20 protein-coding genes are annotated in these 21356 nt (G+C 59.8%); 13 read left to right on the top strand and 7 right to left on the bottom strand.

The annotated features are described in order from the left end of the window. The first annotated feature begins 19 nt into the window (after nt 1-19). The 4 genes from pta to G5253_RS13155 all read left to right on the top strand — a co-directional run bounded on the left by pta (nt 20) and on the right by G5253_RS13155 (nt 5517). A complete protein-coding gene (gene pta / locus G5253_RS13170) occupies nt 20-2200 on the top strand; it encodes a phosphate acetyltransferase (protein ID WP_005339119.1) in 2181 nt (726 codons plus the stop codon). A gap of 377 nt (nt 2201-2577) precedes the next feature. Beyond that, complete coding sequence (locus G5253_RS13165) at nt 2578-2898, top strand: ComEA family DNA-binding protein (RefSeq protein ID WP_216952910.1); 321 nt, start codon at nt 2578-2580, stop codon at nt 2896-2898. Nucleotides 2899-2994: 96 nt separating this feature from the next. Next, the gene (gene galU / locus G5253_RS13160) at nt 2995-3906 is read left to right on the top strand and encodes a UTP--glucose-1-phosphate uridylyltransferase GalU (RefSeq protein ID WP_005339121.1); all 912 of its coding nucleotides are present in this window, start codon (nt 2995-2997) and stop codon (nt 3904-3906) included. Between the two features lie 213 nt (nt 3907-4119). Next, complete coding sequence (locus tag G5253_RS13155; protein ID WP_139399050.1) at nt 4120-5517, top strand: peptide MFS transporter; 1398 nt, start codon at nt 4120-4122, stop codon at nt 5515-5517. A gap of 74 nt (nt 5518-5591) precedes the next feature. Here the strand turns inward: G5253_RS13155 and G5253_RS13150 are convergent, their stop codons facing one another. Beyond that, nucleotides 5592-6563 (bottom strand): response regulator, encoded by a 972-nt coding sequence (locus G5253_RS13150; RefSeq protein ID WP_421203478.1) that lies wholly within the window; start codon nt 6561-6563, stop codon nt 5592-5594. 289 nt (nt 6564-6852) lie between these two features. Here G5253_RS13150 and G5253_RS13145 point away from each other — a divergent pair, with 289 nt between their 5' ends. The 3 genes from G5253_RS13145 (at nt 6853) to G5253_RS13135 (ending at nt 9246) form a co-directional block, all read left to right on the top strand. Further along, the gene (locus tag G5253_RS13145; RefSeq protein ID WP_421203476.1) at nt 6853-7551 is read left to right on the top strand and encodes a DnaT-like ssDNA-binding domain-containing protein; all 699 of its coding nucleotides are present in this window, start codon (nt 6853-6855) and stop codon (nt 7549-7551) included. 71 nt (nt 7552-7622) lie between these two features. Beyond that, entirely contained in the window at nt 7623-8477 is an 855-nt protein-coding gene (locus G5253_RS13140; RefSeq protein WP_019445022.1) for a DnaA ATPase domain-containing protein, read from the top strand. Nucleotides 8478-8610: 133 nt separating this feature from the next. Beyond that, complete coding sequence (locus G5253_RS13135) at nt 8611-9246, top strand: SDR family oxidoreductase (protein ID WP_216952908.1); 636 nt, start codon at nt 8611-8613, stop codon at nt 9244-9246. A gap of 110 nt (nt 9247-9356) precedes the next feature. Here the strand turns inward: G5253_RS13135 and G5253_RS13130 are convergent, their stop codons facing one another. The 4 genes from G5253_RS13130 to G5253_RS13115 form a co-directional block, all read right to left on the bottom strand. Continuing rightward, nucleotides 9357-10553: an ABC transporter permease gene (locus G5253_RS13130; protein WP_421203473.1), complete on the bottom strand. Its 1197-nt coding sequence runs from the start codon at nt 10551-10553 to the stop codon at nt 9357-9359. After that, complete coding sequence (locus tag G5253_RS13125; RefSeq protein WP_216952906.1) at nt 10553-11707, bottom strand: ABC transporter permease; 1155 nt, start codon at nt 11705-11707, stop codon at nt 10553-10555. Before G5253_RS13125 ends, G5253_RS13130 begins: the two co-directional genes overlap by 1 nt. Then, nucleotides 11707-12711, bottom strand: a complete 1005-nt coding sequence (locus tag G5253_RS13120; RefSeq protein ID WP_421203471.1) for an HlyD family secretion protein — start codon at nt 12709-12711, stop codon at nt 11707-11709. Before G5253_RS13120 ends, G5253_RS13125 begins: the two co-directional genes overlap by 1 nt. 73 nt (nt 12712-12784) lie before the next feature. Beyond that, nucleotides 12785-14182, bottom strand: a complete 1398-nt coding sequence (locus G5253_RS13115; RefSeq protein WP_206900477.1) for a TolC family protein — start codon at nt 14180-14182, stop codon at nt 12785-12787. Between the two features lie 292 nt (nt 14183-14474). Between G5253_RS13115 and dusB the strand changes: the two genes are divergently transcribed. From dusB to G5253_RS13085, 6 genes are all read left to right on the top strand, one after another. Next, the gene (gene dusB / locus G5253_RS13110; protein WP_019445016.1) at nt 14475-15440 is read left to right on the top strand and encodes a tRNA dihydrouridine synthase DusB; all 966 of its coding nucleotides are present in this window, start codon (nt 14475-14477) and stop codon (nt 15438-15440) included. 26 nt (nt 15441-15466) lie between these two features. Next, nucleotides 15467-15763 (top strand): DNA-binding transcriptional regulator Fis, encoded by a 297-nt coding sequence (gene fis / locus G5253_RS13105; RefSeq protein ID WP_005309538.1) that lies wholly within the window; start codon nt 15467-15469, stop codon nt 15761-15763. 112 nt (nt 15764-15875) lie between these two features. After that, a complete protein-coding gene (locus G5253_RS13100) occupies nt 15876-16757 on the top strand; it encodes a DMT family transporter (RefSeq protein ID WP_421203469.1) in 882 nt (293 codons plus the stop codon). Nucleotides 16758-17015: 258 nt separating this feature from the next. After that, nucleotides 17016-17834: a DUF3100 domain-containing protein gene (locus G5253_RS13095; RefSeq protein WP_005339140.1), complete on the top strand. Its 819-nt coding sequence runs from the start codon at nt 17016-17018 to the stop codon at nt 17832-17834. Then, nucleotides 17831-18280: a hypothetical protein gene (locus G5253_RS13090; protein ID WP_201942653.1), complete on the top strand. Its 450-nt coding sequence runs from the start codon at nt 17831-17833 to the stop codon at nt 18278-18280. Before G5253_RS13095 ends, G5253_RS13090 begins: the two co-directional genes overlap by 4 nt. Continuing rightward, on the top strand, nt 18280-19461 hold the full coding sequence (locus G5253_RS13085; RefSeq protein WP_421203467.1) for a M20 metallopeptidase family protein: 1182 nt from the start codon (nt 18280-18282) through the stop codon (nt 19459-19461). The genes G5253_RS13090 and G5253_RS13085 overlap by 1 nt, the downstream gene beginning before the upstream one ends. A 90-nt stretch (nt 19462-19551) precedes the next feature. Here the strand turns inward: G5253_RS13085 and G5253_RS13080 are convergent, their stop codons facing one another. Both G5253_RS13080 and G5253_RS13075 read right to left on the bottom strand, forming a co-directional pair. After that, nucleotides 19552-20511 carry a LysR substrate-binding domain-containing protein gene (locus G5253_RS13080; RefSeq protein ID WP_421203465.1) on the bottom strand — a complete coding sequence of 320 codons (960 nt, stop codon included), beginning with the start codon at nt 20509-20511 and terminating at the stop codon, nt 19552-19554. A gap of 135 nt (nt 20512-20646) precedes the next feature. Then, the gene (locus G5253_RS13075; RefSeq protein ID WP_100646735.1) at nt 20647-21273 is read right to left on the bottom strand and encodes a LysE family translocator; all 627 of its coding nucleotides are present in this window, start codon (nt 21271-21273) and stop codon (nt 20647-20649) included. Nucleotides 21274-21356 lie beyond the last annotated feature (83 nt).

Here is a 21356-nt window from a genome sequence, read left to right as displayed (position 1 = left end):
CTTTTCCTGATCCCAAAAAATGAACAAGGGGTATAAAGTGGCACGCACTATTATGCTTATCCCGGTCGGCACTGGTGTCGGCGTAACTTCCGTGAGTCTGGGCGTTGTTCGCGCCATGGAGCGTCACGGTGTCAATGTCAGCTTCTTCAAACCGGTTGCCCAGCCGCGTCCGGGTGAAACCGGTGCCGAGCGCTCAACCGCCGTTATCCGCGCTGCTGCCAACATCAACCCGCCCGAGCCGTTCACCCTCTCCTACGCCGAGAACATGATCAGCTCCAGCAACACCGATATCCTGCTGGAAGAGATCGTTGCCCGCTTCGAAGAGCACGTGAAATCCAGTGGTGCCGAAGTGCTGGTTGTCGAAGGTATGGTGCCGACCGACAAGCAGCCCTTTGCCAACAAGCTGAACTACGACGTCGCCAAGGCGCTGGATGCTGACATGGTATTCGTGACCCACCCGGGCCATGACTCCAGCCAGAAACTGAAAGAGCGCATCGAGCTGGCCTGCTCCAACTTCGGTGGTGTCAACAACCCCCGCATTGTTGGTTGCGTGATCAACAAGGTTGGCGCGCCGGTTGACGAGCATGGCGTAACCCGCCCTGACCTGACCGAGATGTTCGAAGCCCATCACCACGCTTCTGACGCGGCTCACAACCTCGAAGTGCTGCAAGTGTTCGGCAAGAGCCCGCTGCGCATCCTGGGTTGCATCCCCTGGAACACCCAGCTGATCGCCCCGCGCGCCAAGGATCTTGCCAAGCATCTGGCCGCCAAGATCCTGCACAAAGGCGAGCTGGACAGCCGTCGCTTGCAGACCGTGACCTTCTGCGCCCGCTCCATTCACAACATGGTTGAGCACTTCCGTCCGGGCAGCCTGCTGGTGACCTCCGGCGACCGCTCTGACGTCATCGTCTCTGCCTGCCTCTCCGCCATGAACGGCGTCAAGCTGGGCGCCCTGCTGCTGACAGGTAACTATCATCCGGAGCCGCAGGTAATGGCGCTGTGCCAACAGGCCATGGCCACCGGCCTGCCGATCATGATGACCGGCACCAACACCTGGCAGACCGCCGTCAGCCTGCAGAACTTCAACGTCGATATTCCGGAAGATGACCGCGAGCGTATCGAGCTGGTACAGGACTACGTCGCTGGCCACATCGACAAGCACTGGATCGAGTCGCTGACCGTCAGCTCTACCCGTTCCCGTCGCCTGAGCCCGCCGGCGTTCCGTTATCAGCTGACCGAGCTGGCCCGTCAGGCCAACAAGCGTGTCGTGCTGCCGGAAGGCGACGAGCCGCGCACCATCAAGGCTGCCGCCATCTGCGCCGAGCGTGGCATTGCCCGTCCGGTACTGCTGGGTAACCCGGAAGAGATCCGTCGCGTTGCCGAACAGCAGGGTGTAGTTCTGACCGATCGCGTCGAGATCATCGATCCGGCCGTTGTGCGCGAGCGCTATGTGCCGCGTCTGGTCGAGCTGCGCAAGAACAAGGGCATGACCGAAGTGGTTGCCCGCGAGCAGCTGGAAGACAACGTGGTACTGGGTACCATGATGCTGGAGCGCAATGAAGTTGACGGCCTGGTATCCGGCGCGGTGCACACCACTGCTAACACCATCCGTCCGCCGATGCAGATCATCAAGACCGCTCCGGGCTCTTCCCTGATCTCCTCCATCTTCTTCATGCTGCTGCCTGACCAGGTGCTGGTCTACGGTGACTGCGCGATCAACCCGGATCCGACTGCCGAGCAGCTGGCCGAGATCGCCATCCAGTCCGCCGACTCTGCTGCCGCGTTCGGTATCGAGCCGCGCGTCGCCATGATCTCCTACTCTACCGGTACCTCTGGCGCCGGTGCCGATGTAGAGAAAGTGCGTGAAGCCACCGAGCTGGCCAAGGCCAAGCGCCCCGACCTCATCATCGACGGCCCGCTGCAGTACGACGCGGCCATCATGGAGAACGTGGCCAAGTCCAAGGCACCGAACTCACCGGTTGCCGGTAAAGCCACCGTGTTCGTCTTCCCTGACCTGAACACTGGTAACACCACTTACAAAGCGGTACAGCGTTCCGCTGACCTGGTCTCCATCGGCCCGATGCTGCAAGGCATGCGCAAGCCGGTCAACGACCTCTCCCGTGGCGCCCTGGTGGACGACATCGTCTACACCATCGCCCTGACCGGTATCCAGGCAGCTCAGGCTGACGAACAAGCTTAATCAGCATCCGCCTGAAAAAACCGATCACAAAGGCTGCTCACCCAAGGTGAGCAGCTTTTTTTATTGGTACTCTTTTGCCAACCAGAGAAAAACTCCACCAATCTGGCGTGTAACAGAATAATGCTATCCGTTCTATCGGAGTTCGGAGCTGACAGAACACTAGGAAACCAGCGTGACGCCCGATCGAAACAGAGTTTAAAAGACATGCAATATCATATGGTTGGTAATAGATAACGGCGCAGGCTGACTGCTTATAGCAAATTTTCAGTCATTGGGAGGAGGAACAAGCCTGTCAATAATTGCAGTGAAAAAGACCCACTCGATACGCTATTCATCAATGTGCCACTCGGCAATATCCACATCATGGAGGAATGGAAATGCTGATGAAGAAGCTCTCTGCAGTGATGTTGCTGGCCTGCTTGCCCCTGTTGAACCAACCCGTGCTGGCGGCCGATAAAACCGTTCCCAAACAGACAACTGCGGCGCCCGCAGCTGTTGAGAGCGGGAAGGTAAATATCAATACCGCCACCCTTGCCGAACTCACCAGCCTGAAAGGGATTGGTGACAAGAAGGCACAAGCCATCGTCGACTATCGGGAAAAACAGGGAAAGTTCACCTCGGTCGATCAGCTGGCGGATGTCAATGGCATTGGCCCGGCCACGCTGGAAGCCAACCGTGACATGATCATCGTCAAATAACGTCCGAGCTCTGCATATACGAATGGGGTAGCCTGTGGCTGCCCCATTTTTCTTGGAGTATCATGGCCGCACTTTAATCCCGCTGGATAGTTTTCCATGAAAAAGACTCCTCTGACAGTTCGCAAGGCCGTGCTCCCGGTAGCCGGTCTGGGTACCCGTATGCTGCCAGCCACCAAGGCCATCCCGAAAGAGATGCTGCCGGTGGTCGACAAACCGCTGATCCAGTACGTAGTGCGCGAAGCCATCGCCGCCGGTATCAAAGAGATCGTGCTGGTCACCCACTCGAGCAAGAACTCCATCGAAAACCACTTCGACAAGAGTTTCGAGCTGGAAGCGACCCTCGAGAAGCGAGTCAAGCGTCAGCTGCTGGAAGAGGTGCAACAGATCTGCCCGAAAGACGTCACCATTATGCACGTCCGCCAAGGGGAGGCCAAAGGGCTGGGCCACGCTGTCCTCTGTGCCCGCCCGCTGATCGGTGACAACCCCTTCGCCGTGCTGCTGCCTGATGTGCTGATTGATGAAGTGGCCAGCGACCCGAAAAAAGACAACTTGGCCGAGATGGTACACATGTTCGAAGAGAACCAGATCAGCCAGATCATGGTGGAAGCGGTTCCCGAGAGTGAAGTGGACAAGTACGGCATCGCCGATATCAAGGGCGAGGCCCTGAGCGAGGGGATGTCCCTGCCTATGCAGGCCATTGTCGAGAAGCCGCCCCGTGACGAAGCCCCCTCCAATCTGGCGGTGGTGGGTCGTTACGTCCTCTCCTCCAATATCTGGCCGCTGCTGGAGAAAACCCCGGCCGGTGCCGGTGACGAGATCCAGCTGACTGACGCCATCGCCATGCTGATGGAGCAGGAGCAGGTCAACGCCTACTTCATGAAGGGCAAGAGCCACGACTGCGGCAGCAAGCTCGGTTACATGAAAGCCAATGTGGAATATGGTGTGCGCCATCACGAGCTGAATGGTGAATTCATCGGCTGGCTGAAGCAGTTCGTCAAGCAGTTGTAATCGCTGATAAATCTGTTTTTTATAGACGTATTCAAGGGGCATCAAATGATGCTCCTTTTTCATTTTTGCAACAAAAAATCAATCAATAGTAAATAAACTCTCAGCAAATCATAATGTTGTAATTTATTCACGCATGTTCTATAAGGGTTGAGGCGTGTTTCTCGCCCTTGCATAAAAAACTCAAAAAAATATAAGACACAGGTGGAAGTTCCAATGAATAACCCGTCAAAAGGGACCTTTTTAGGTCACCCTAAAGGGCTTTTTTTGCTCTTTAGTACCGAACTGTGGGAGAGATTCTCCTATTACGGCATGCGTGCCGTGCTGGTGCTCTATCTGACCGACCTGACTGCCAACGGCGGTCTGGGCTGGAGTCAGGCAGATGCCCTCAAACTCTACGGTATCTATACCGGTCTGGTTTATATCACTCCGCTGATCGGCGGCTGGCTGGCTGACACCTTCCTGGGTCAACGTCGCGCCATCCTGATCGGTGCCGTGCTGATGGCCGCAGGTCAGTTCACTCTGGCACTGCCCCACGCCATGTTCCCGGATATGGTCAACACCATGTTCTACGCGGGCCTCGCGTTGCTGATCGTGGGTAACGGCCTGTTCAAACCGAACATCTCCACCATGGTGGGTGACCTCTATGAAGAGGGCGATCACCGCCGTGATGGTGCTTTCACCATCTTCTACATGGGTATCAACCTTGGTTCCCTGCTGGCAGGCGTGATCTGTGGTGCTGCTGCCACCGCCTACGGCTGGCAAGCCGCCTTCGTCGGCGCCGGTATCGGCATGCTGCTCTCTCTGGTGATCCAGGCCACCATGGCCCAGCGTTTCCTGGGTGACATCGGTCGCGTCACTGCCGCCCAGCGCGCAGCCGCCCTGCGTACTACCGAGCAGAAAGCACCGCTGACCAAGCAGGAAGTGGATCGCATCAAGGTTATCCTGGTACTGGGTCTGTTCACTATCATCTTCTGGGCCGGTTTCGAGCAGGCCGGTGGTCTGATGAACCTCTACACCCAGGAGTATACCGACCGCATGATCGGCAGCTTCGAAGTGCCGACCGCCTGGTTCCAGTCCCTGAACCCCTTCTTCATTATCACCCTGGCGCCGGTCGTTGCGGCCATCTGGATCAAGCTCGGCAAGAAAGAGCCGAACTCTCCGGTGAAATTCGCCATGGGTCTGCTGTTCTTGGCTATCGGCTTCCTGTTCATGGTGGGTGCCGTGCTGCAGCAGGGTGGTGACAACACCGTCAAGACCTCCATGTTCTGGCTGGTTGGTGCTTACCTGTTCCACACCCTGGGCGAGCTCTGCCTCTCCCCGATCGGCCTCTCCATGGTGACCAAGCTGGCTCCGCTGCGTCTGGCTTCCCTCATGATGGGTGCCTGGATGGGCTTTATCGCCATCGCCAACTATGCTGCGGGCTTTATCGGCTCCATTGTTGGTGAAGCCGGCCCGATCGCCATCTTCGGTGGCATCGCCCTGGCTGCGGTGCTGAGCGCCCTGTTGCTGCTGACCATGGCTAATCGTCTGGTTTACTGGATGCACGGTGCCGAAGGCCCGGCCAAAGAGCCGCAAGCTCAAGAGAAGAAACTACACTCCGCCACCGTCTAAACTGTCAGGATTGTAGACAACAGACAGGGCGCCCATCGGGCGCCTTGTCTGTTTTGGTCTCTAGTCAAGCAGCCTCAGTGATGACGCACCTGCACATTGAGCGCACTACCGCTGTCGCTGCGAAACTGCAGATCGAATGGTTCATGCCAGCTGCGTTTGTGCAGAGCGTAGTGGCTGTTGCGCATCAGACCAAGCGGTAATCCACCCGAGCGCATCAACCAGTGGGGGGAAGTGAGCCCGGCATTGGCAAATACCAGCCCATCGTGCTGATCAAACAGCAGAGCAGCCATGGCAAAAGCGTGGCGCAACCCGGACTCCATCAACTGATGGTTTAGGTAGTCGAGCAACCGGTGCGGTTGGCTCAGCAAACGGCTCTCGTTCTGCTGAAACTGGCGATAGGGCACGTTCATCAGAGAGCGCACCAGCGCCCCGCAAAATGCTGCATCCGTCCCCATGATGGGCAGCTCCATCACCAGCACCAGCAGCTTGTCTTCCACCTTGAAGGTATCGGGAATGAAGAGGTGCCCAAGCCCCTTGAACGTGACCTGCCAGGGGCCCCACTCCTGCAATCCCGGTGGCTTCAGCCCGGCGAGCAAACGGCTGGCAGCCCGATCATGCGCACTGAAGTAATCCATATGCGCCATCAATTCGAGCTGCTGAGCTCGCGTGGAACTCCCATTCAGGCACTGGTCGATACTGCGATCGACCAGTGCGAAGTTCTCGAGGGGCTTGAGCAGGTAGTCCCGAGCACCGGCACGCAAGGCACTGGCGACCGCCTCCATGGAGCTCTGGGCCGAAATGACGATAACCGGAATATGGGGATAGCGCGCAGAGAGACAGGCGATTACCTCGCGGCCATCCATATTGGGCATATTGAGATCGCACAGTACCACGTCGGGATGATAAATCGCTGCAGCTGACAACCCTTCAATTCCATCCTCAGCCTGAAACACCGTTGCCCCGTCCCGCGCGAGGTAACTCACTAACGAATGGCGAAAAACTGCTTCGTCTTCCACCACCAGGATCCGCAGTCCGGGTTTTGGCATGTTGACAAAAACCTTATGAGTCAATTGTTTATTTAAGTAATAAGACTAGTCTAAATCAGCAGAAATGCCGCGTGCCTTGCGTCACAAATAGCCGGATTGGCTAATCTGCATACCAAAATAGTGCAAGCTGCTGGATTATCGACACAATCCCGCTCTCCCTGCTCAACGCTCCGCGGTACGCTCAATTTTCACCACCCGACCATGCAGGGCACTCACTTGCAGTGTGACGAATTGTGCAGGAGAGCACCATAGGGGATAATGCCCCCCACTCCAGCTCGTGAAGAAGACCATGACCCCAGCCGAATACAGCGCCCTTGCCCACCCCAGATTGTCCCATCCGGCTCGCAGCCTCTATACCCTGCAGCTGCGCCGACTGGTGCTGGAAAATCAGGCGGCCCGGCTCAACTATCCCGAGCTGGGTCGGGCACTGGCAGTGGTCGATCCGGGTGATCCCTGCGGCTTCTCGTTTCAGGTCAATGCCCGTCAGCTCACCGAGCTGTTCGATGAACTGATGGAGGCGGGCCTGCTGCAGGTCGAGGCTCAGCCCGAGAGTGAGCACTACCATCAGTGCCCGTTCCAATTGCCACTGCTGACCCAGAAATTGCGCAGCCCGCTGCCGGAGCGCCCCTTCCAGATGCATCTGCAATGGCGACCGGACGAGGAGCTGCCCGCCCTCGCCCGTCTGTGCGGGGTGATCGATGCCAGCTATAGCGAAGAAGATCTGGGGGAGTTTATCGCCTACTGGCTGGGGCGCCCCGAGGTGTTCGACTCCCAGCATCAATGGATGCTCAAGTTCATTCGCGCCCTCAAGACCCGCCGCTATACCCGTCGCAAGCCGATGGAGGTGCAGGGCTACCAGCAGGTGACGCCGGCCCCGGCAGAGGCGGGCCCCAGCAAACGGGCCCAACAGATGATTGAAGAGGCCAAGCGACTGGCCCAACAGCAGACGCAAGAACCCGCAGCGCAGCAGGAGCCGGATAATGATTGATAGCGGCCCCCGCCTGCAGGCAGAATCAACCCCTTGTCTACCCATCCCTGATCGAGCAGAAGGAGCATTCCATGACTGACCCGCAAGATCCCCTGCGCCAGGAGCTGGAAGAGATCGAAGCCAAGCGCCAGAAGATCGCCAAGGCCAAGCAGGATCACCGCATTCACGACCCGGAATTGAGCCGCCATGTGGGTGGCCTGCTGGAGCGCATTCGTCGCCTGCAACAAGAGACCGGTGGCGGCCAGTATGACTACGAGACCCTGCGCAAGGAGTACGACGCCAAGGCCAACGCCGAGGTGCGCGAGCTGCAGAAGGCGGCCCGTCAGGAGCGGATCCAGAAGCTGATCGCCCAAGCCGACCTCAACCCCGACTGGGTATTTGACAAGATGGATGCCACAGATCCGGCGCTGCAATACCCCATCGAAACCGCCCGTTACTTTATCAGCGGTTTCGAGCACTGGGAGAAGAGCGGTGGCGGCTGCATGCTGATCTACGGCGACTACGGCACCGGCAAGTCGACCCTGGCGGGAGCGGTAGCGCATGAGCTGATCGCCCGTCACCAGAAATCGGTGATCTTCCAGCAGTGGGCCTCCATCGTCGATCGACTGTTCTTCAACGTCATCCCCGATCAGGACGAGCGCAACCAGTACCGCCGCGCGCTGGAAGAGGTGGACCTGCTGATCATCGATGAGGTATCAGCCAACCGCGCCAAAATGGCGGAGAGCCAGTCCAGCTTCCTCGGCCACCTGCTGCGCCGCCGTCGCAACCTGTCAAAGAGCGTCATCATCATCACCAACCACACACCACAGACCCTGCATCAGGCGATCGGTGATTTCAGCTATGAGGCGATCAAGGCGTTCAATCCGGTGGATATCCACCTGAGCGGCCCCAGCCGTCGCCCCAGCATCGGCAACTACAACGGCTGATGCTTCTCAAAGAGTGCGAGTCGCTGACGGCTCGCACCTTCTCCTCCTTGCTGACTCACAAATAGAAACAACTCTCATTTACAGCATACGAACAAGCCACTAGGCTAGCCCCTTTTGCCAAGGGAGCTCATCTATGCCAACCACACTGATTTTCGGAGCCAGCCGCGGGCTGGGCCGCGCCTTTACTCACCACGCCCTGAGCCAGGGTCACCGGGTCGTTGCGCTGGTACGCAGCCCCGAGATGGCCACCGAACTGAGTGCGCTGGGAGTTGAGGTGATCGAAGGGGATGCGCTGGAGCCGGCTGCGGTGCAGCAGGCATGTGCCCGGGCGGGGTTAGATGCACAGGTCGTATCTACACTGGGCAGCTTCCGTCAGGCCGCGCCGGTGGACTATCAGGGCAACCGTCATGTGATCGATGCCATGGAGCAGGCAGGCCTGAAACGGCTGCTGCTGGTCACCTCCCTCGGCTGTGGCGACAGCTGGCAGTATCTGCCGGAGCGGGCACGCGCCGCCTTCGGTCACGAGGTACGTCTCAAGAGTCTGGCGGAGAGCTGGCTGCAGACCAGCGCCCTCGCATGGATCATTCTGCGCCCGGCGGGCCTTCAGGATGGCGACGCCACCGGCCGTGCCGAGCTGAGTCAGGGCAAGGAGGTACACGGACTGGTACGCCGCGCCGATGTGGCCGCCCAAGGGCTGCGTCTGCTGGCGGATGAGACTGCTGTGGGGCAGATCTACGCCATCGGGGATCCCACGCTCCAGCGTGGCTAAAGCAGCAGTAAAACCGCTTAACCCCACCACATAACAAAACGGTCAGCCCAAGGGCTGACCGTTTTCACTTTACCGCACACGCTATCTCTCGGGCGCTTGCCCTATCCCGTTTAACCGGCGGTCGTTTCACCCTGCACGACTGACGGGCGAGCAACCGGCAACGACTGCTGCCGCCAGCGCAGCAACAGGCACGCCAGCACGCCGTAGAGCAGCGCCAGTCCCCACAGCTGCCACCAGTAACGGGAAACCTGGGCGAAGTCGGCCCCCATCTGGTTAAGGCGCAGAAAACCCTCAATGGCTGGGATAGTGGGCACCCACTGAGCCAGCCAGTTGAGGGGGGCCGGGATCAGCTCCAGTGGCCAGATAAAGCCCGCCAGAAAGACCAGCGGCAGGGAGGAGATCAGAACCACCTGAGTAGGCAGATCACGCCGGGTAAAGAGGGCACCCAACACAATCCCGAACCAACATGTGGCCAGCAGGAACGGCAGGGCAAACAGCCAAAGCTGCACCGGATCTGCATGACGAGCGATATTGTAGTGATCGAAGCAGAAGCCGAGGAAGTAGCTCACCGGCAGCAGGAACAACCCAGCCAGCACAAGAGTTCTGGCCAGCAGCAGCGGCAACACCGGCGCGCTTTGCCAGTAACCATGCTCACCGCGACAACTGCGCTGGTTCTGGGTCGCCCCCAGGATCCCCGCCCCCATCAGCAACACCTGATGGAGGATCAGCACGAACACCGCCGGCACCACGTAGTTCACATAACCCATGGTGGGGTTGAACACCGGCACCACGTTGAGGGCCACCGCATTCCAGCCCATGGCCGCTTGTGGCAGCGCCTCGCCGTGGCTCAGCAGCCGCGCCACCTTCACCTGCGCGGCGAGAGTGCCACCGGCCTGCGCCAGTCCTTCGGCAATGGTGCCGTAGACCAGAAAGTAGGAGGCATCACCGGCATAGCTCAGGGTGACGCTCTTGCCCAGCATCAGGTCCCGATAGAAGTGGTTGGGGATGTGCAGGATCCCGCTCACCTCCCCGGCCATCATCAGCTGGCGCGCCTCGGCCAGCGAATTGGCCCGCGCAACCAGCTTCACCTGCGGCGTGGCATCGGCCATAAACTCCAGCTGACGGGACAACTGACTGCCATCGTCGTTGACCACCACTACCGCCTCTTCCCGTGGCAGCTGATGCAGATAGGGCTGGGGATAGAGAAACGAGTAGAAGATCACCCCGCCAAACAGGGTCAGCATGATGGCTCGATCCGCCAGCAGGGTGCGTAGCTCGAGGCGCAACAGATCGACAAATCCCAGCATCACTCAGGCTCCTTTTCAGCGACTGCCACTGCGGCTGATTGACGTGCCAGCTCGGCCTGCTGCTTGTAACGGCGCACCACCAGCAGCAAGGGGAGCAGGAACAGCAGCAGAGCCCCCAGTTGCGGCAGCGCCGATGCGAGGGGCAGACCGTAGTTGCTCTGACCAATCTGCAGCTCGACATAGTGAGAGACCGGCAGCAGGCTGCGCCAGAAGCGGGCGAAATCCCCCATGGCACTCACCGGAAAGGTGACTCCCATAAAGGCAAAACCGGGCGCAGTGTAAGCCCCCGCCAGCGACAGAGCGCGGGCCGGATCCCGGATAATGCCGTAGAAAAAAGCCCCCATGGTGACGCAGGCGGCCGAGGCGAGCCCCAGCCCCACCAGCAATACCAACCAGCTACCGTGCATGGGATAGGAGAAGCCCTTGAACAGCAGCAGCGTCCAGACAATCCCCCACCCCCAGCCAATCAGCACGTGGGGCAGCAGGGTGCGCCAGAGGCCGAACCAGACACCGCACGTGGTCCAGTCCAGCCCCAGCCGATCGGTACGGGCCAGCGCATTGAGGCCGAACAGCACCACCAGGATCTGCCACACCGCGGGCAGAATGGCACTCAACAGAAATTGGGCGTAGCTGGAGTTGAGGTTATAGAGCGCAGTCACCTGACTGCTGATGGGCACCGACTGCCCGAGAGCGCCGGGCAGCGCCTTGCCATCGGCCATCGCCTCCAGCACGCCGACCTGACCGTTAAGGGTGCCTACCACCTGCGCCAGCGCCGAGTTGACCAGCTTGGCGATGAGGATAAACTGGCCGTTGTTGAACACCGTCACCTGCGGCTGGGTGCCCTGACGGGCATCCCGCTCCAGATGGTTGGGGATCACCACCAGCGCATAGATATCGCCACCGCGCAGGGCTCGGGCACCGGCATCGATGGAGTCAAACTGTTGCGCCACCTTGAGCCCGGCCGAGCCATCCAGCGAGAAGGCGAGCTGGCGCGAGAGCACGCTGTGGTCGAGATCCACCAGCCCTACCTTGAGGTCGCGAGCCAGCCCTGCCGAGAAGATCCAGCAGAGGATCCCCATCAGCAGCAGCGGCACCCAGCTCATCAGGGCACGGCTGAAGGGATCCTGCCACAGCAGCCGAAATTCACGTCCCATCAGAGTTCAACCAGCACACTCATGCCAACCCGCAGCCCCTCAACCGGTTGCAGCGGGCGAGCCTCCACCTGGAAGCTCTTCATATCGAAGCCCTGACGGGTATCGGTGGCACGCCAGGTGGCGAAATCCCCCATCACGGCCACATGGGTCACCTTGAAGCGTACCATCTGATCGCCAAGGCCCGGGATGCGGGCATCAAACTCGGTACCGACCGGGAAGCGGGGCAGCAGATCCTCGCGAACGTGGAACTGGGCCCAGGCATCGTTCATGTCGATCAGAGTCACCACGGGGAAGCCTTGCGGCGCCAGCTCGCCGCTACGCAGCAGTACCTGACTCACTTCACCATTGTGGGGGCTGGTGATGCGGGTATCGGCCAGATAGGCCTCAACCTCGGCAACAGAACCCGCCGCCATCTTGGCCTTCTCGCGAGCGGCGATCTTGGTCTCTTCCCGCGCCCCTTCCAACGCCATCTGATATTGCTGCCACGCCATCCCTTCGCTGTAGCGGGCAGCTTGCCAGGCGGTCCAGGCTTCGTCTCGCTTTTGCAGCGGCATTACACCGTCGCGGTGCAGGCTGGCAACCCGCTCATAGGTCTTGCCACGCAGTTGGGCGGCAGCCTTGGCTTTTTGCCACTGATCCTTGGCGGCAGCGATCTGTTGGGCTCGGGCCCCTTTCTCTGCCTCTTGCGCCAGCGCCCCCGCAGCGGCCTCACCGGCCTTGGCCTGGCTCAGCTTGGCTTCGATCTCGGGGCTCGCCAGGGTAAAGACCAGCTGATCCTTGGTCAGCTGATCACCCTTTTTCACCAACACTTCGTCGATACGACCCGGCACCTTGGAGGAGACCGAATATTGCTGCGCTTCAATCTGCCCTTGCAGATGCACCGGCTCCGGCTGATAAGCGAGCCAGAAGCGCCAACCCAGCCAGACCACCAGGATCACCAGCACCAGCGGCAACAACAGCGGTTTACCCTGGCTCATCTTCTTTTTGATGGGGGGATGGCTCATCACTTCACCTCGACAAACGGGCGACCCTTGGCGGTCGAAACAGAAATAGAAAAAGGAACGGGCTGGAGTGCGATCATGAGTTCACCTCGATCACCTGACCGTGCTGATATTGATTGAAACTGTTCATCTGGCCGGAGAGCGCCAGCAGGCGGGCCAGCGACACCACATATTGATAGGCCGCCGCTGCGCGCTGGGTCTTGACCCCCGCCAGCTGGTTTTGGGCATCCACCACATCAAGGGAGGTAGAGAGCCCCTGCCCAAAGGCCTTGTCCCGCAGCAGCACGTTCTCCTCTGCCAGCGCCTGGGTGGAAGAGAGGGATTGATACTCCTCCAGCCCCTGCGCCGCTTCGCGCCAGGTCTTTTCCACCAGCAGCTTCAGATCATCGCGAGTCTTGGCCTGCAGCAGATTGACCTGCAGCTCGGCACTCTTGGCTGCCTGCACCGTCTCGGAACGGCCATCGCGACTCACCAGCGGCATGCTGACACCCACCCCCACCAGCCAGTCCGGCGCTGTCTTGGAGGCGAGAGAATCATCTTCATAGAGGTTGTAGTTGCCGAACAGGAACACCTCGGGGGCATATTTGCCCTGCTCGACCCGGATCAGCCCCTTGGCCTGCTCCTTCTTGGCGCTGAGCAGCTTGAGACCGGGGTGCACCTCCAGGGTCTGGCTCACCAACCCCTCGAGGCGCGGCAGATCCTTGTTGACGAACAGGCCGCTGCCCGGCTGGGCATCTGGCAACTTCAGCATGCGGCCGAGGGCCAGTTCGGCGATCTCGAGGCTGCGGCGCGCCTTCTGGGTATCGATGCGCGCTCTGTCATAGGCCGACTGGGCAGAGAGGCGCTCCACCCTGGCGATCTGGCCCTGTGCTTCCAGCTTCTTGGCATGATCCAGATGGTGGGCGAGCCCCTCTTCGATCTCCTGCTTGGTCTGCACCACCTGAGCAGCCAGCACCACGCCGAAATAGGTCTGGGAGAGGCTCTCGAAGGTGGATTGCTGCTTGAGCACCAGCAACTGCTGCGCCTCGCTCACCTGCGCCTGACGGATATCCTGCGCCGCATCGATGCGGCCACCGGCAAACAGCGGCCAGAGCATCTTGACCGAGCTGGTCACCACATTCTGTTTGGTCAGGGGGGTGACAAATGCGTTGGCCCCGACCCCGAACAGGCTGCCGAGCGCTAGGATCAGATCTTTCTGCTTGGCCAGCGGATTGAGATCGAGGGCATCAAGTTCAATCGGCTGATCAAGATGGGTATAGCTGGCCCCCAGATCCACCTTGGGCAGATACATGTCCTTGGCCGCCTCGCGCAACTGCTTGGCCCGATCGACCCCGGCCTGCTCGGCAGCCAGCCCTTCATCCTGCTGGATGACCCGGGTCCAGGCTTCGCCAAAACTGATGGTTTGCGCCTGCGCCGACCCCAGCACGGCCCCCATCAGACACGGCCAGAGTGATTTAATGAACCTTGACGTCATAGATCCCCAATCCGCTTTTGTTGCATAAATGTTTGGAGCATTTGCTCGACTTAAGCCCGCTATCATAACGCAAAGCGGGCCTGCGAGTGGACTGACAATTATGCAGGCGTCCGACCCGAATGGTACAGCGATCAGTCTCCGGCAATCTGGCCGTTTTTCAATAACTCCAGAATTTGCAAGCCTTGGCGCGACGTTTTTTTCAGAAAAAAATGGCTGACGCTCAAATACTAACCTTTTCTCCTGCCTAAAAAATGCGTAATATACGCCGCCCTAAGCCGATGGTAACCGTGGAATGCAGATAGGTCCCCACACGCTTGAAACTCCCTTGATTGTGGCTCCCATGGCCGGTGTAACTGACCGACCATTCCGTGAACTTTGTTTGCGATTGGGGGCTGGCATGGCCGTTTCCGAGATGCTGCTGGCCAACCCGGATGTCTGGGATACCCAGAAAACCCGGATGAGGATGGATCACTCTGCAGAAGGCGGATTGCGATCGGTCCAGATTGCCGGAGCCGACCCCGAGATGATGGCGTTTGCTGCCCGCTACAACGTGGAGCAGGGCGCACAGATCGTCGACATCAACATGGGATGTCCGGCAAAAAAAGTGAATAAGAAGTTGGCAGGTTCTGCCCTGCTGCGCGCCCCCGATCAGGTCAAAGCAATTTGCCGGGCCGTGGTGGATGCAGTGGAGGTGCCTGTCACCTTGAAGATCCGCACAGGATGGGATCCGGATAACCGCAATGGCGTGGAGATCGCCCGAATCGCCGAAGATTGCGGTATCGCGGCCCTTGCCGTGCATGGTCGTACCCGTGCCTGCCTCTACAAGGGCGAAGCGGAGTACGACACGATCAGGGCGATTAAGCAGGCCGTATCGATTCCTGTTGTCGCCAATGGTGACATCAACAGCCCGGAGAAAGCCCGGTATGTCCTCGACTATACCGGTGTCGACGCCGTGATGATCGGCCGAGCTGCGCAAGGACGACCCTGGATTTTCCGGGAAATCCGTCATTTTCTTGAGACGGGCACCAAGCTGCCGCCTCCCGAGAGGGAAGAGGTTCGCACCCTGATGAACGAGCATGTAACCAACCTGCACCGGTTTTATGGTGCATATCTGGGAGCGCGCATAGCCCGTAAACACGTGGGCTGGTATCTGGATGAAGAAGAGACGGGCCGAGAATTCCGTAAGCACTTCAATGCCCTGGATTGCGCAGACGCGCAACTTGAGGCACTCGAAGCGTATTTCGATGGATTAGGTTAACAAGATAACTAAAGAGCCGACCGAATATGTTCGAACAAACCCTGACTTCTGATGCATTGGTAACAACTACTCACAATCACGCTGCCGAGCCGACCCAGCGCCCCCTGCGTGACTCTGTGCAACAGGCCCTGCGTAACTACCTGGCCCAGTTGAACGGTCAGGAAGTGATTGATCTGTACGATATGGTTCTCTCCGAAGTCGAAGCGCCGATGCTGGACGTGATCATGCAGTACACCCGTGGTAACCAGACTCGCGCTGCCGTGATGATGGGTATCAACCGTGGCACCCTGCGCAAGAAGCTCAAGCGTTACGGCATGAACTGATTGCTGGCCGCGAGCCGCGACGGCGGTTCAAGGCAGATGCGAAAGGCGCCAGGTAGCAATACCTGGCGCCTTTCCTTTATGCTCTCCCCTCCATTTCACCATGACGACCCCGATGAACCGCACTCCCCTGCTGCTGATGGTACTGGTCACCCTGCTGGCCGCTGCTGGCTGGCTCTTCTCGAAAGAGGCGATCCGCGAACTGCCCCCTGCCGCCTTTATCGGCAGCCGCTTCCTGCTGGCGGCGCTGCTGTTGCTCCCCTTGGCCTGGTTGCGTGAACCGCCGCCGACTCGCGCCCAACTGGTGCGCGCTGCCGGTTGCGGCACATTGCTCGGTGCCAGCCTGCTGCTGTGGGTCACCGCCATCAGCCAGAGCGATGCGCTGGGCAGCGGCGCCTTTATCATGAGCGTCGCCACCCTGATGGCCCCGCTGGCCGCATGGGGAGCCTTTCGGGCCAAGCCCGGCCGCCACTACTGGCTCACCCTGCCCATCGCCATCGCCGGTTTGCTGCTGCTCTCCAGCAGTACCCACTGGGGCGTGTCGCTCTCGCTGTTCTGGTTTCTGGCGGCGGCCACCACCCTCGGTATCCAGCTTGCCGTCCATCGCCACTTCGCCCAATCCATTGCCCCCACCTGGCTCACCTGCATCCAGCTGGCGATGACCGGCCTGCTCGGCACCCTGCTCTCCCTGCTGACCGAGCAGTGGCCAGAGGCTGGAGTCAGCCACGGCATCTGGGGGTGGTTTGCGGCGAGCGTCTTGATCGCCACCACATTGCGCTACTGGCTGCTCACTCATGCGTTGAGCAAGATGACTACTGCTCACGCAGCCCTGATGATGCTGCTGGAACCGGTCTGGACCCTGATCCTGAGCACCCTCTTCTACAACGAACCCCTCGGCGGCGCCAAACTGGCCGGAGCCGGACTGGTGCTCGGCGCCCTTGTGCTCTACCAACTGCCCCTGCTGCTGCGCAGTGCACGGCTCAAAACGCCAGCCTGATACGCGTCACCGCCCTGCGGGGCGGTGTCACCATTTCCCTCCTGTTTGCTTATCTTGTCCTGCCAATGCTGACGTTCTGTTAACGACATTTAACCCTTGGTATCCAGAGGGTTAAAGGGCATACCCCATGAAAAAATGCCATATGGCCAGCTTGATGAAGGTCACATTCCTGCCCCTCTTCGCTCCCTATGATGCCCCCATCATCGGTCTGGACAACCCTGACGATGGCCACACATGGGAATAACAAGAGAAAAGACTATGCAGCAAACCAGCCCCCTCAAGACGGTCACGGTCAGCATATTGGCAACCGCCATGCTGATCTTTGTGGCCCAGTACCTGATAGGTAAACAGGAGATCAAGATAGGCATCGCCATCATCCCGATCCTGCCGATGCTCTTTGCCGTCATCATCGGCATGATTGTCTCCGCCAAACCGGTCAAGGATCGTATCCCCGGCTGGAAGCAGCTCTTCACCGAAAAAGAAGAGGGCTTCTGCGGCAAGATGGTGGGCTTCAGCCTGCTGATCCTGGGCACCCAGTATGCGGGGATGATCATCCCCAACCTGAAGATGATCCTGAGCGTCGGCGTGCCGCTGTTCCTGCAGGAGATTGGCAACCTGCTGCCAATCCTGATCGCCATTCCGCTGGCGGTGAAGTTCGGCTTTGGCCGTCGCGCCATCGGAGCCTGCTCCTCCATCAGCCGTGAGCCGTCCGTCGCGGTCATTCAGGGCAAGTTCGGCACCGGCTCCCAGGAGTACATCGGCGTGCTGGCCATCTACCTGTGCGGCTCCGTCATCGGCACCCTCTGGTTCAGCGTGCTGGGTAGTATCGCCCCGCTCACCGGTCTGCACCCGCTGGCGCTGGCCGCCGGCTCCGGTGTGGGCTCAGGCTCCATGCTGAGTGCCGCCTCAGGCGCCCTGATCAACGGTCTCGACGAAGCACTGGCTCAGCAGGTGCTGAGCATCGCGGCAGCCTCGAACCTGCTCTCCTCGGCTCTTGGCGCGCTTTCCCTCACCTATCTGGGTCTGCCGCTCGCTGAAAAAATCTATGCCCTGACTGCCAAAGGAGAGAAAGCATGAAAAGCATCGTAATGGATATGCGGTTCGTCTTTCTGGCGATCCTGCTGGCCATGTTTACCCAGACCCTGACCACCGGCACTCCGCTCTGGCTGATGAGTGACAGCTTTATCGCCATGTCACTGGTGGTGTTCGCCTCGCTGATTGCCAAGCGCTACCTGCCCTCCTCCCTGCCGGCATTTGCCTATGCCACCATCATCGGCATTCTGATCTGCCTGCCGGAGACCCCGGTGCGCGGTCTCTTTATCGACGCCGTTGCCAAGATCTCCTTCCTCTCCTGCTGCGTACCGCTGCTGGCCTTCGCCGGTCTCTCGGTGGGCGGTCAGCTGGAAGAGCTGAAGAAGATGTCCTGGAAAGTGATCCTGATCTTCATGATCGTCTCCACCTGCTGCTTCTTCGGCGCCTCGCTGGTGGCCCAACTCGGCTTCTCCATTCAAGGGATCATCTGATGAACAACATCCACATTGAACCGGCCCTGCTGGCCCTGCGCGACTTCAGCCACGAAGTACGCCACCATCTGCACACCATTCCGGAGGCCTCCGGTGTCGAGTTCAAGACCTCGGCCTACTGCCGCGAGCTGATGGCAAACTTCGGCTACCGTCTCACCGACTACCCGGGCTTCACCGGTTTCCACGGCGATCTGGTGGTTGACCCGGTACTGCCGACCATCGCCTTCCGTGCCGACATGGATGGCCTCGAGATGCACGACATGAGCGACGTTGCGTTCAAGTCAACCCACGAGGGAATGGCTCACAACTGCGGTCACGACTCCCATATGGCGATCGCCTTGACCGCAGCCAAGTTTCTGGCCGCCAACCGCGATCGCCTGCATTACAACGTCCGCTTTATCTTCCAGATGGCGGAAGAGGACATGCGGGTGCCGGGCGCCGAGAAGATGGTCGAACTGGGCTGTATGAAGGGGGTGGACGAGGTCTATGCCCTCCATAACGACGGCGCCATGGAGACCGGCACCATCAAGTTCAACCACGGTGTCATGTCCTCTTGGGGCTCCGCCTGGACACTGGATGTGCACGGTATCTCCGCCCACGGCTCGACCCCCCACAAGGGGCTGGATGCCATCCGTGAAGCGGTGCGGATCATCGAGGACATGGACTACATCGTCGCCAAGCGCACCAGTCCGTTCAGTCCGGCGGTGTTTGGCTGCGGCATGATCAACGGCGGCACCATTCCCAATGCCATCGCCGACCATGTGCAGGCGCGCGGCACCATCCGCGCCATGGATGCCGAGACCGACCAGATCCTGAAGAACAGCTTCAAGGAGATTGTGGCCCAGAGCGAACTGCGCGGCTTCAAGACCAAGATGGTCTATGCCGGTTATCCGGCGGTCGAGAACCACGCCGATGCCTGCGCCCGTCTGCTGCAAGCGGCCGCCGACGTATTGCCCTCTGAGGGGATCAACGCTCAGGGTCAGCCGATGACCGGCAGCGAGGATTTCAGCTATATGGTCAACGCCTGCCGTGGCCGCAAGGGTGCCATGTTCTTCCTCGGCAGCGGCTGTCAGGCCAAGGGGATCTGCAACTATCTGCATGCAAACCCCTACTATCTGGATGACGACTGCCTGCTGGTCGGAGCCCAGATCTTTATCAATCTGGCGACCCGCAGCGCTTAATCCCGCATCCCGATAAAACCAGAAGAGAGGCCGTGGCCTCTCTTTTTTTGTCTCTGTATTTTTGCTCTGTGCGCGGCAAACAACTCGCAGCTAGAGCCACGGCAGCTCCGCCATATTGGCGGCGGGCGGCTGGTTGATAAGGTACAACTGCACCGTCTCCCGGCTGATATGGGGGGCGTAGAGGTGGATAAAGTCGTACATGTAGTCACGCAAATGGGCATGCTTGCGCAGGCAGATGTGGGTGGCGCTCGAGGCGATCAGGTGGTCGATGTTGAGGCTCACCAGATCCTCCCTGTCCCCCTCGTCGAAGGCCACGCTGGCAATCACCCCGACCCCCATCCCGAGCCGGACGTAGTGCTTGATCACGTCGGTATCGGTGGCAGTCAGCACGGTTTTCGGCGACAGACCGTGGCGGCTGAAGGCTTTGTCCATCTTGGATCGGCCGGTAAAACCGAACACATAGGTGATGAGGGGATAGCGAGCCAGATCGGCCATCGACAGCGGCTGGCAGTCGATCAGCGGATGAGCGTGCGGCACCACCACGCTGCGCCCCCAGCGATAACAGGGGACGGCGGCCAGCTCGTCGAACAGATACATGGACTCGGTGGCGATCGCCATATCCACATCGCCGCTTTGCACCATCTGGGCCAGTTGGGCTGGCGCCCCCTGATGGAGCTGGATCGCCACGTCAGGGTAGCGACGACTGAACTCGGTGATCACCGCTGGCAGCTTGTAGCGGGCCTGGGTGTGGGTGGTGGCGATACGCAGCACCCCGCTGGTGGCCAGCTGCTCCCCGAGCGACAGCTGATTGATCTGCTCCACCTGTGCCACCACCCCCTTGGCCAACTCCATCACCTGCTCGCCTGCGCTGGTCAAGCCGACCAGATTCTTTCCCTTGCGGGTAAAGAGGGCGAGTCCCAGCTCATCTTCCAGCATCTTCATCTGCTTGCTGAGGGTGGGCTGGGAGGTGTAGAGCTTCTCCGCCGTCGCCGAGATGTTGAAGTTGTTCTTCACAATCTCGGTAAAGTTCTTGAGCCGGGCGATGTTCATCTGGGCAAGGGATCTCGCTGCTGCGGCCAGCAATGCTGGCGTTTATAAGAGAGCGCGGGAGAGACCCCGCAGCTAACCGACGACCATACCACAGCGCGCTGCACCATAATCTGCCTCAGGTCAGAAAGCGGCGAGCTAGTCGCTGGCGAGCTTGATCCCGAGTCCGACAAACAGGGTGCCAATGCCCCGGTTGAGCCAGCGACCGAGGCGCTGCGACAACCGTACCCTGTGGCTGGCATAGACGGTGGTAAAGACCAGCAGGTGACACCAGATGATGCCGCCCAGATTGAAGATGCAACCGAGCAGGATAAAGGCGAGCGCCTTGTCGGGGGCATCCGGTGCGATGAACTGGGGCACGAAGGCGAGGAAAAAGAGCGCGACCTTGGGGTTGAGCACATTGGTCAGCACACCCTGCCGGTAAATCTGGCCATAGGAGAGGGCGGGCAGGGTGGCCCCTCCCTCCATTGCACCCGTTGCCTGCTGACGCAGCAGGGAGAACCCCAGATAGATGAGGTAGATGGCGCCAGCCAGCTTGATAAGGGCAAACAACTCGGCCGAGGCACTGAGCAGGGCCGACAGACCGAGGGCCGCCGCCAACACATGCACCATGACACCGGTGCCGATGCCCAACGTCGCGACCGAACCGGCACGCCACCCTTGCGAACCGCTGCGCAGCATGACCAGCAAGGAGTCGGGCCCCGGCATGATATTGAGCAGCAGCCCCGAGACCATAAACAGTGCAAGATCATGAATACCGAACATCCCTCCCCCCATCGTAAAGAAAAACCAAACAAAAAGGGCTCCGCAGAGCCCTCTTTCCTTTCACTCTGCGGCAGCTGACGCAT

Origin of the sequence: Aeromonas sp. 602658 (genome assembly GCF_049173005.1) — a bacterium.
Lineage (GTDB): Bacteria > Pseudomonadota > Gammaproteobacteria > Enterobacterales > Aeromonadaceae > Aeromonas > Aeromonas veronii_A.
Note: the sequence above shows the minus strand (reverse complement) of the source record. Positions and strands in the feature narration are given on the sequence as shown.

Coding starts and splice junctions, on each gene's coding strand:
- fis (WP_005309538.1), top strand. CDS start 15,467: ATGTTCGAACAAACCCTGACTTCTGATGCATTGGTAACAACTACTCAC.
- dusB (WP_019445016.1), top strand. CDS start 14,475: ATGCAGATAGGTCCCCACACGCTTGAAACTCCCTTGATTGTGGCTCCC.
- G5253_RS13090 (WP_201942653.1), top strand. CDS start 17,831: ATGAAAAGCATCGTAATGGATATGCGGTTCGTCTTTCTGGCGATCCTG.
- G5253_RS13165 (WP_216952910.1), top strand. CDS start 2,578: ATGCTGATGAAGAAGCTCTCTGCAGTGATGTTGCTGGCCTGCTTGCCC.
- G5253_RS13155 (WP_139399050.1), top strand. CDS start 4,120: ATGAATAACCCGTCAAAAGGGACCTTTTTAGGTCACCCTAAAGGGCTT.
- G5253_RS13135 (WP_216952908.1), top strand. CDS start 8,611: ATGCCAACCACACTGATTTTCGGAGCCAGCCGCGGGCTGGGCCGCGCC.
- G5253_RS13140 (WP_019445022.1), top strand. CDS start 7,623: ATGACTGACCCGCAAGATCCCCTGCGCCAGGAGCTGGAAGAGATCGAA.
- pta (WP_005339119.1), top strand. CDS start 20: ATGAACAAGGGGTATAAAGTGGCACGCACTATTATGCTTATCCCGGTC.
- G5253_RS13115 (WP_206900477.1), bottom strand. CDS start 14,182: ATGACGTCAAGGTTCATTAAATCACTCTGGCCGTGTCTGATGGGGGCC.
- G5253_RS13145 (WP_421203476.1), top strand. CDS start 6,853: ATGACCCCAGCCGAATACAGCGCCCTTGCCCACCCCAGATTGTCCCAT.
- G5253_RS13080 (WP_421203465.1), bottom strand. CDS start 20,511: ATGAACATCGCCCGGCTCAAGAACTTTACCGAGATTGTGAAGAACAAC.
- G5253_RS13095 (WP_005339140.1), top strand. CDS start 17,016: ATGCAGCAAACCAGCCCCCTCAAGACGGTCACGGTCAGCATATTGGCA.
- G5253_RS13075 (WP_100646735.1), bottom strand. CDS start 21,273: ATGTTCGGTATTCATGATCTTGCACTGTTTATGGTCTCGGGGCTGCTG.
- G5253_RS13130 (WP_421203473.1), bottom strand. CDS start 10,553: ATGCTGGGATTTGTCGATCTGTTGCGCCTCGAGCTACGCACCCTGCTG.
- G5253_RS13120 (WP_421203471.1), bottom strand. CDS start 12,711: ATGAGCCATCCCCCCATCAAAAAGAAGATGAGCCAGGGTAAACCGCTG.
- G5253_RS13085 (WP_421203467.1), top strand. CDS start 18,280: ATGAACAACATCCACATTGAACCGGCCCTGCTGGCCCTGCGCGACTTC.
- G5253_RS13150 (WP_421203478.1), bottom strand. CDS start 6,563: ATGCCAAAACCCGGACTGCGGATCCTGGTGGTGGAAGACGAAGCAGTT.
- G5253_RS13125 (WP_216952906.1), bottom strand. CDS start 11,707: ATGGGACGTGAATTTCGGCTGCTGTGGCAGGATCCCTTCAGCCGTGCC.
- G5253_RS13100 (WP_421203469.1), top strand. CDS start 15,876: ATGAACCGCACTCCCCTGCTGCTGATGGTACTGGTCACCCTGCTGGCC.
- galU (WP_005339121.1), top strand. CDS start 2,995: ATGAAAAAGACTCCTCTGACAGTTCGCAAGGCCGTGCTCCCGGTAGCC.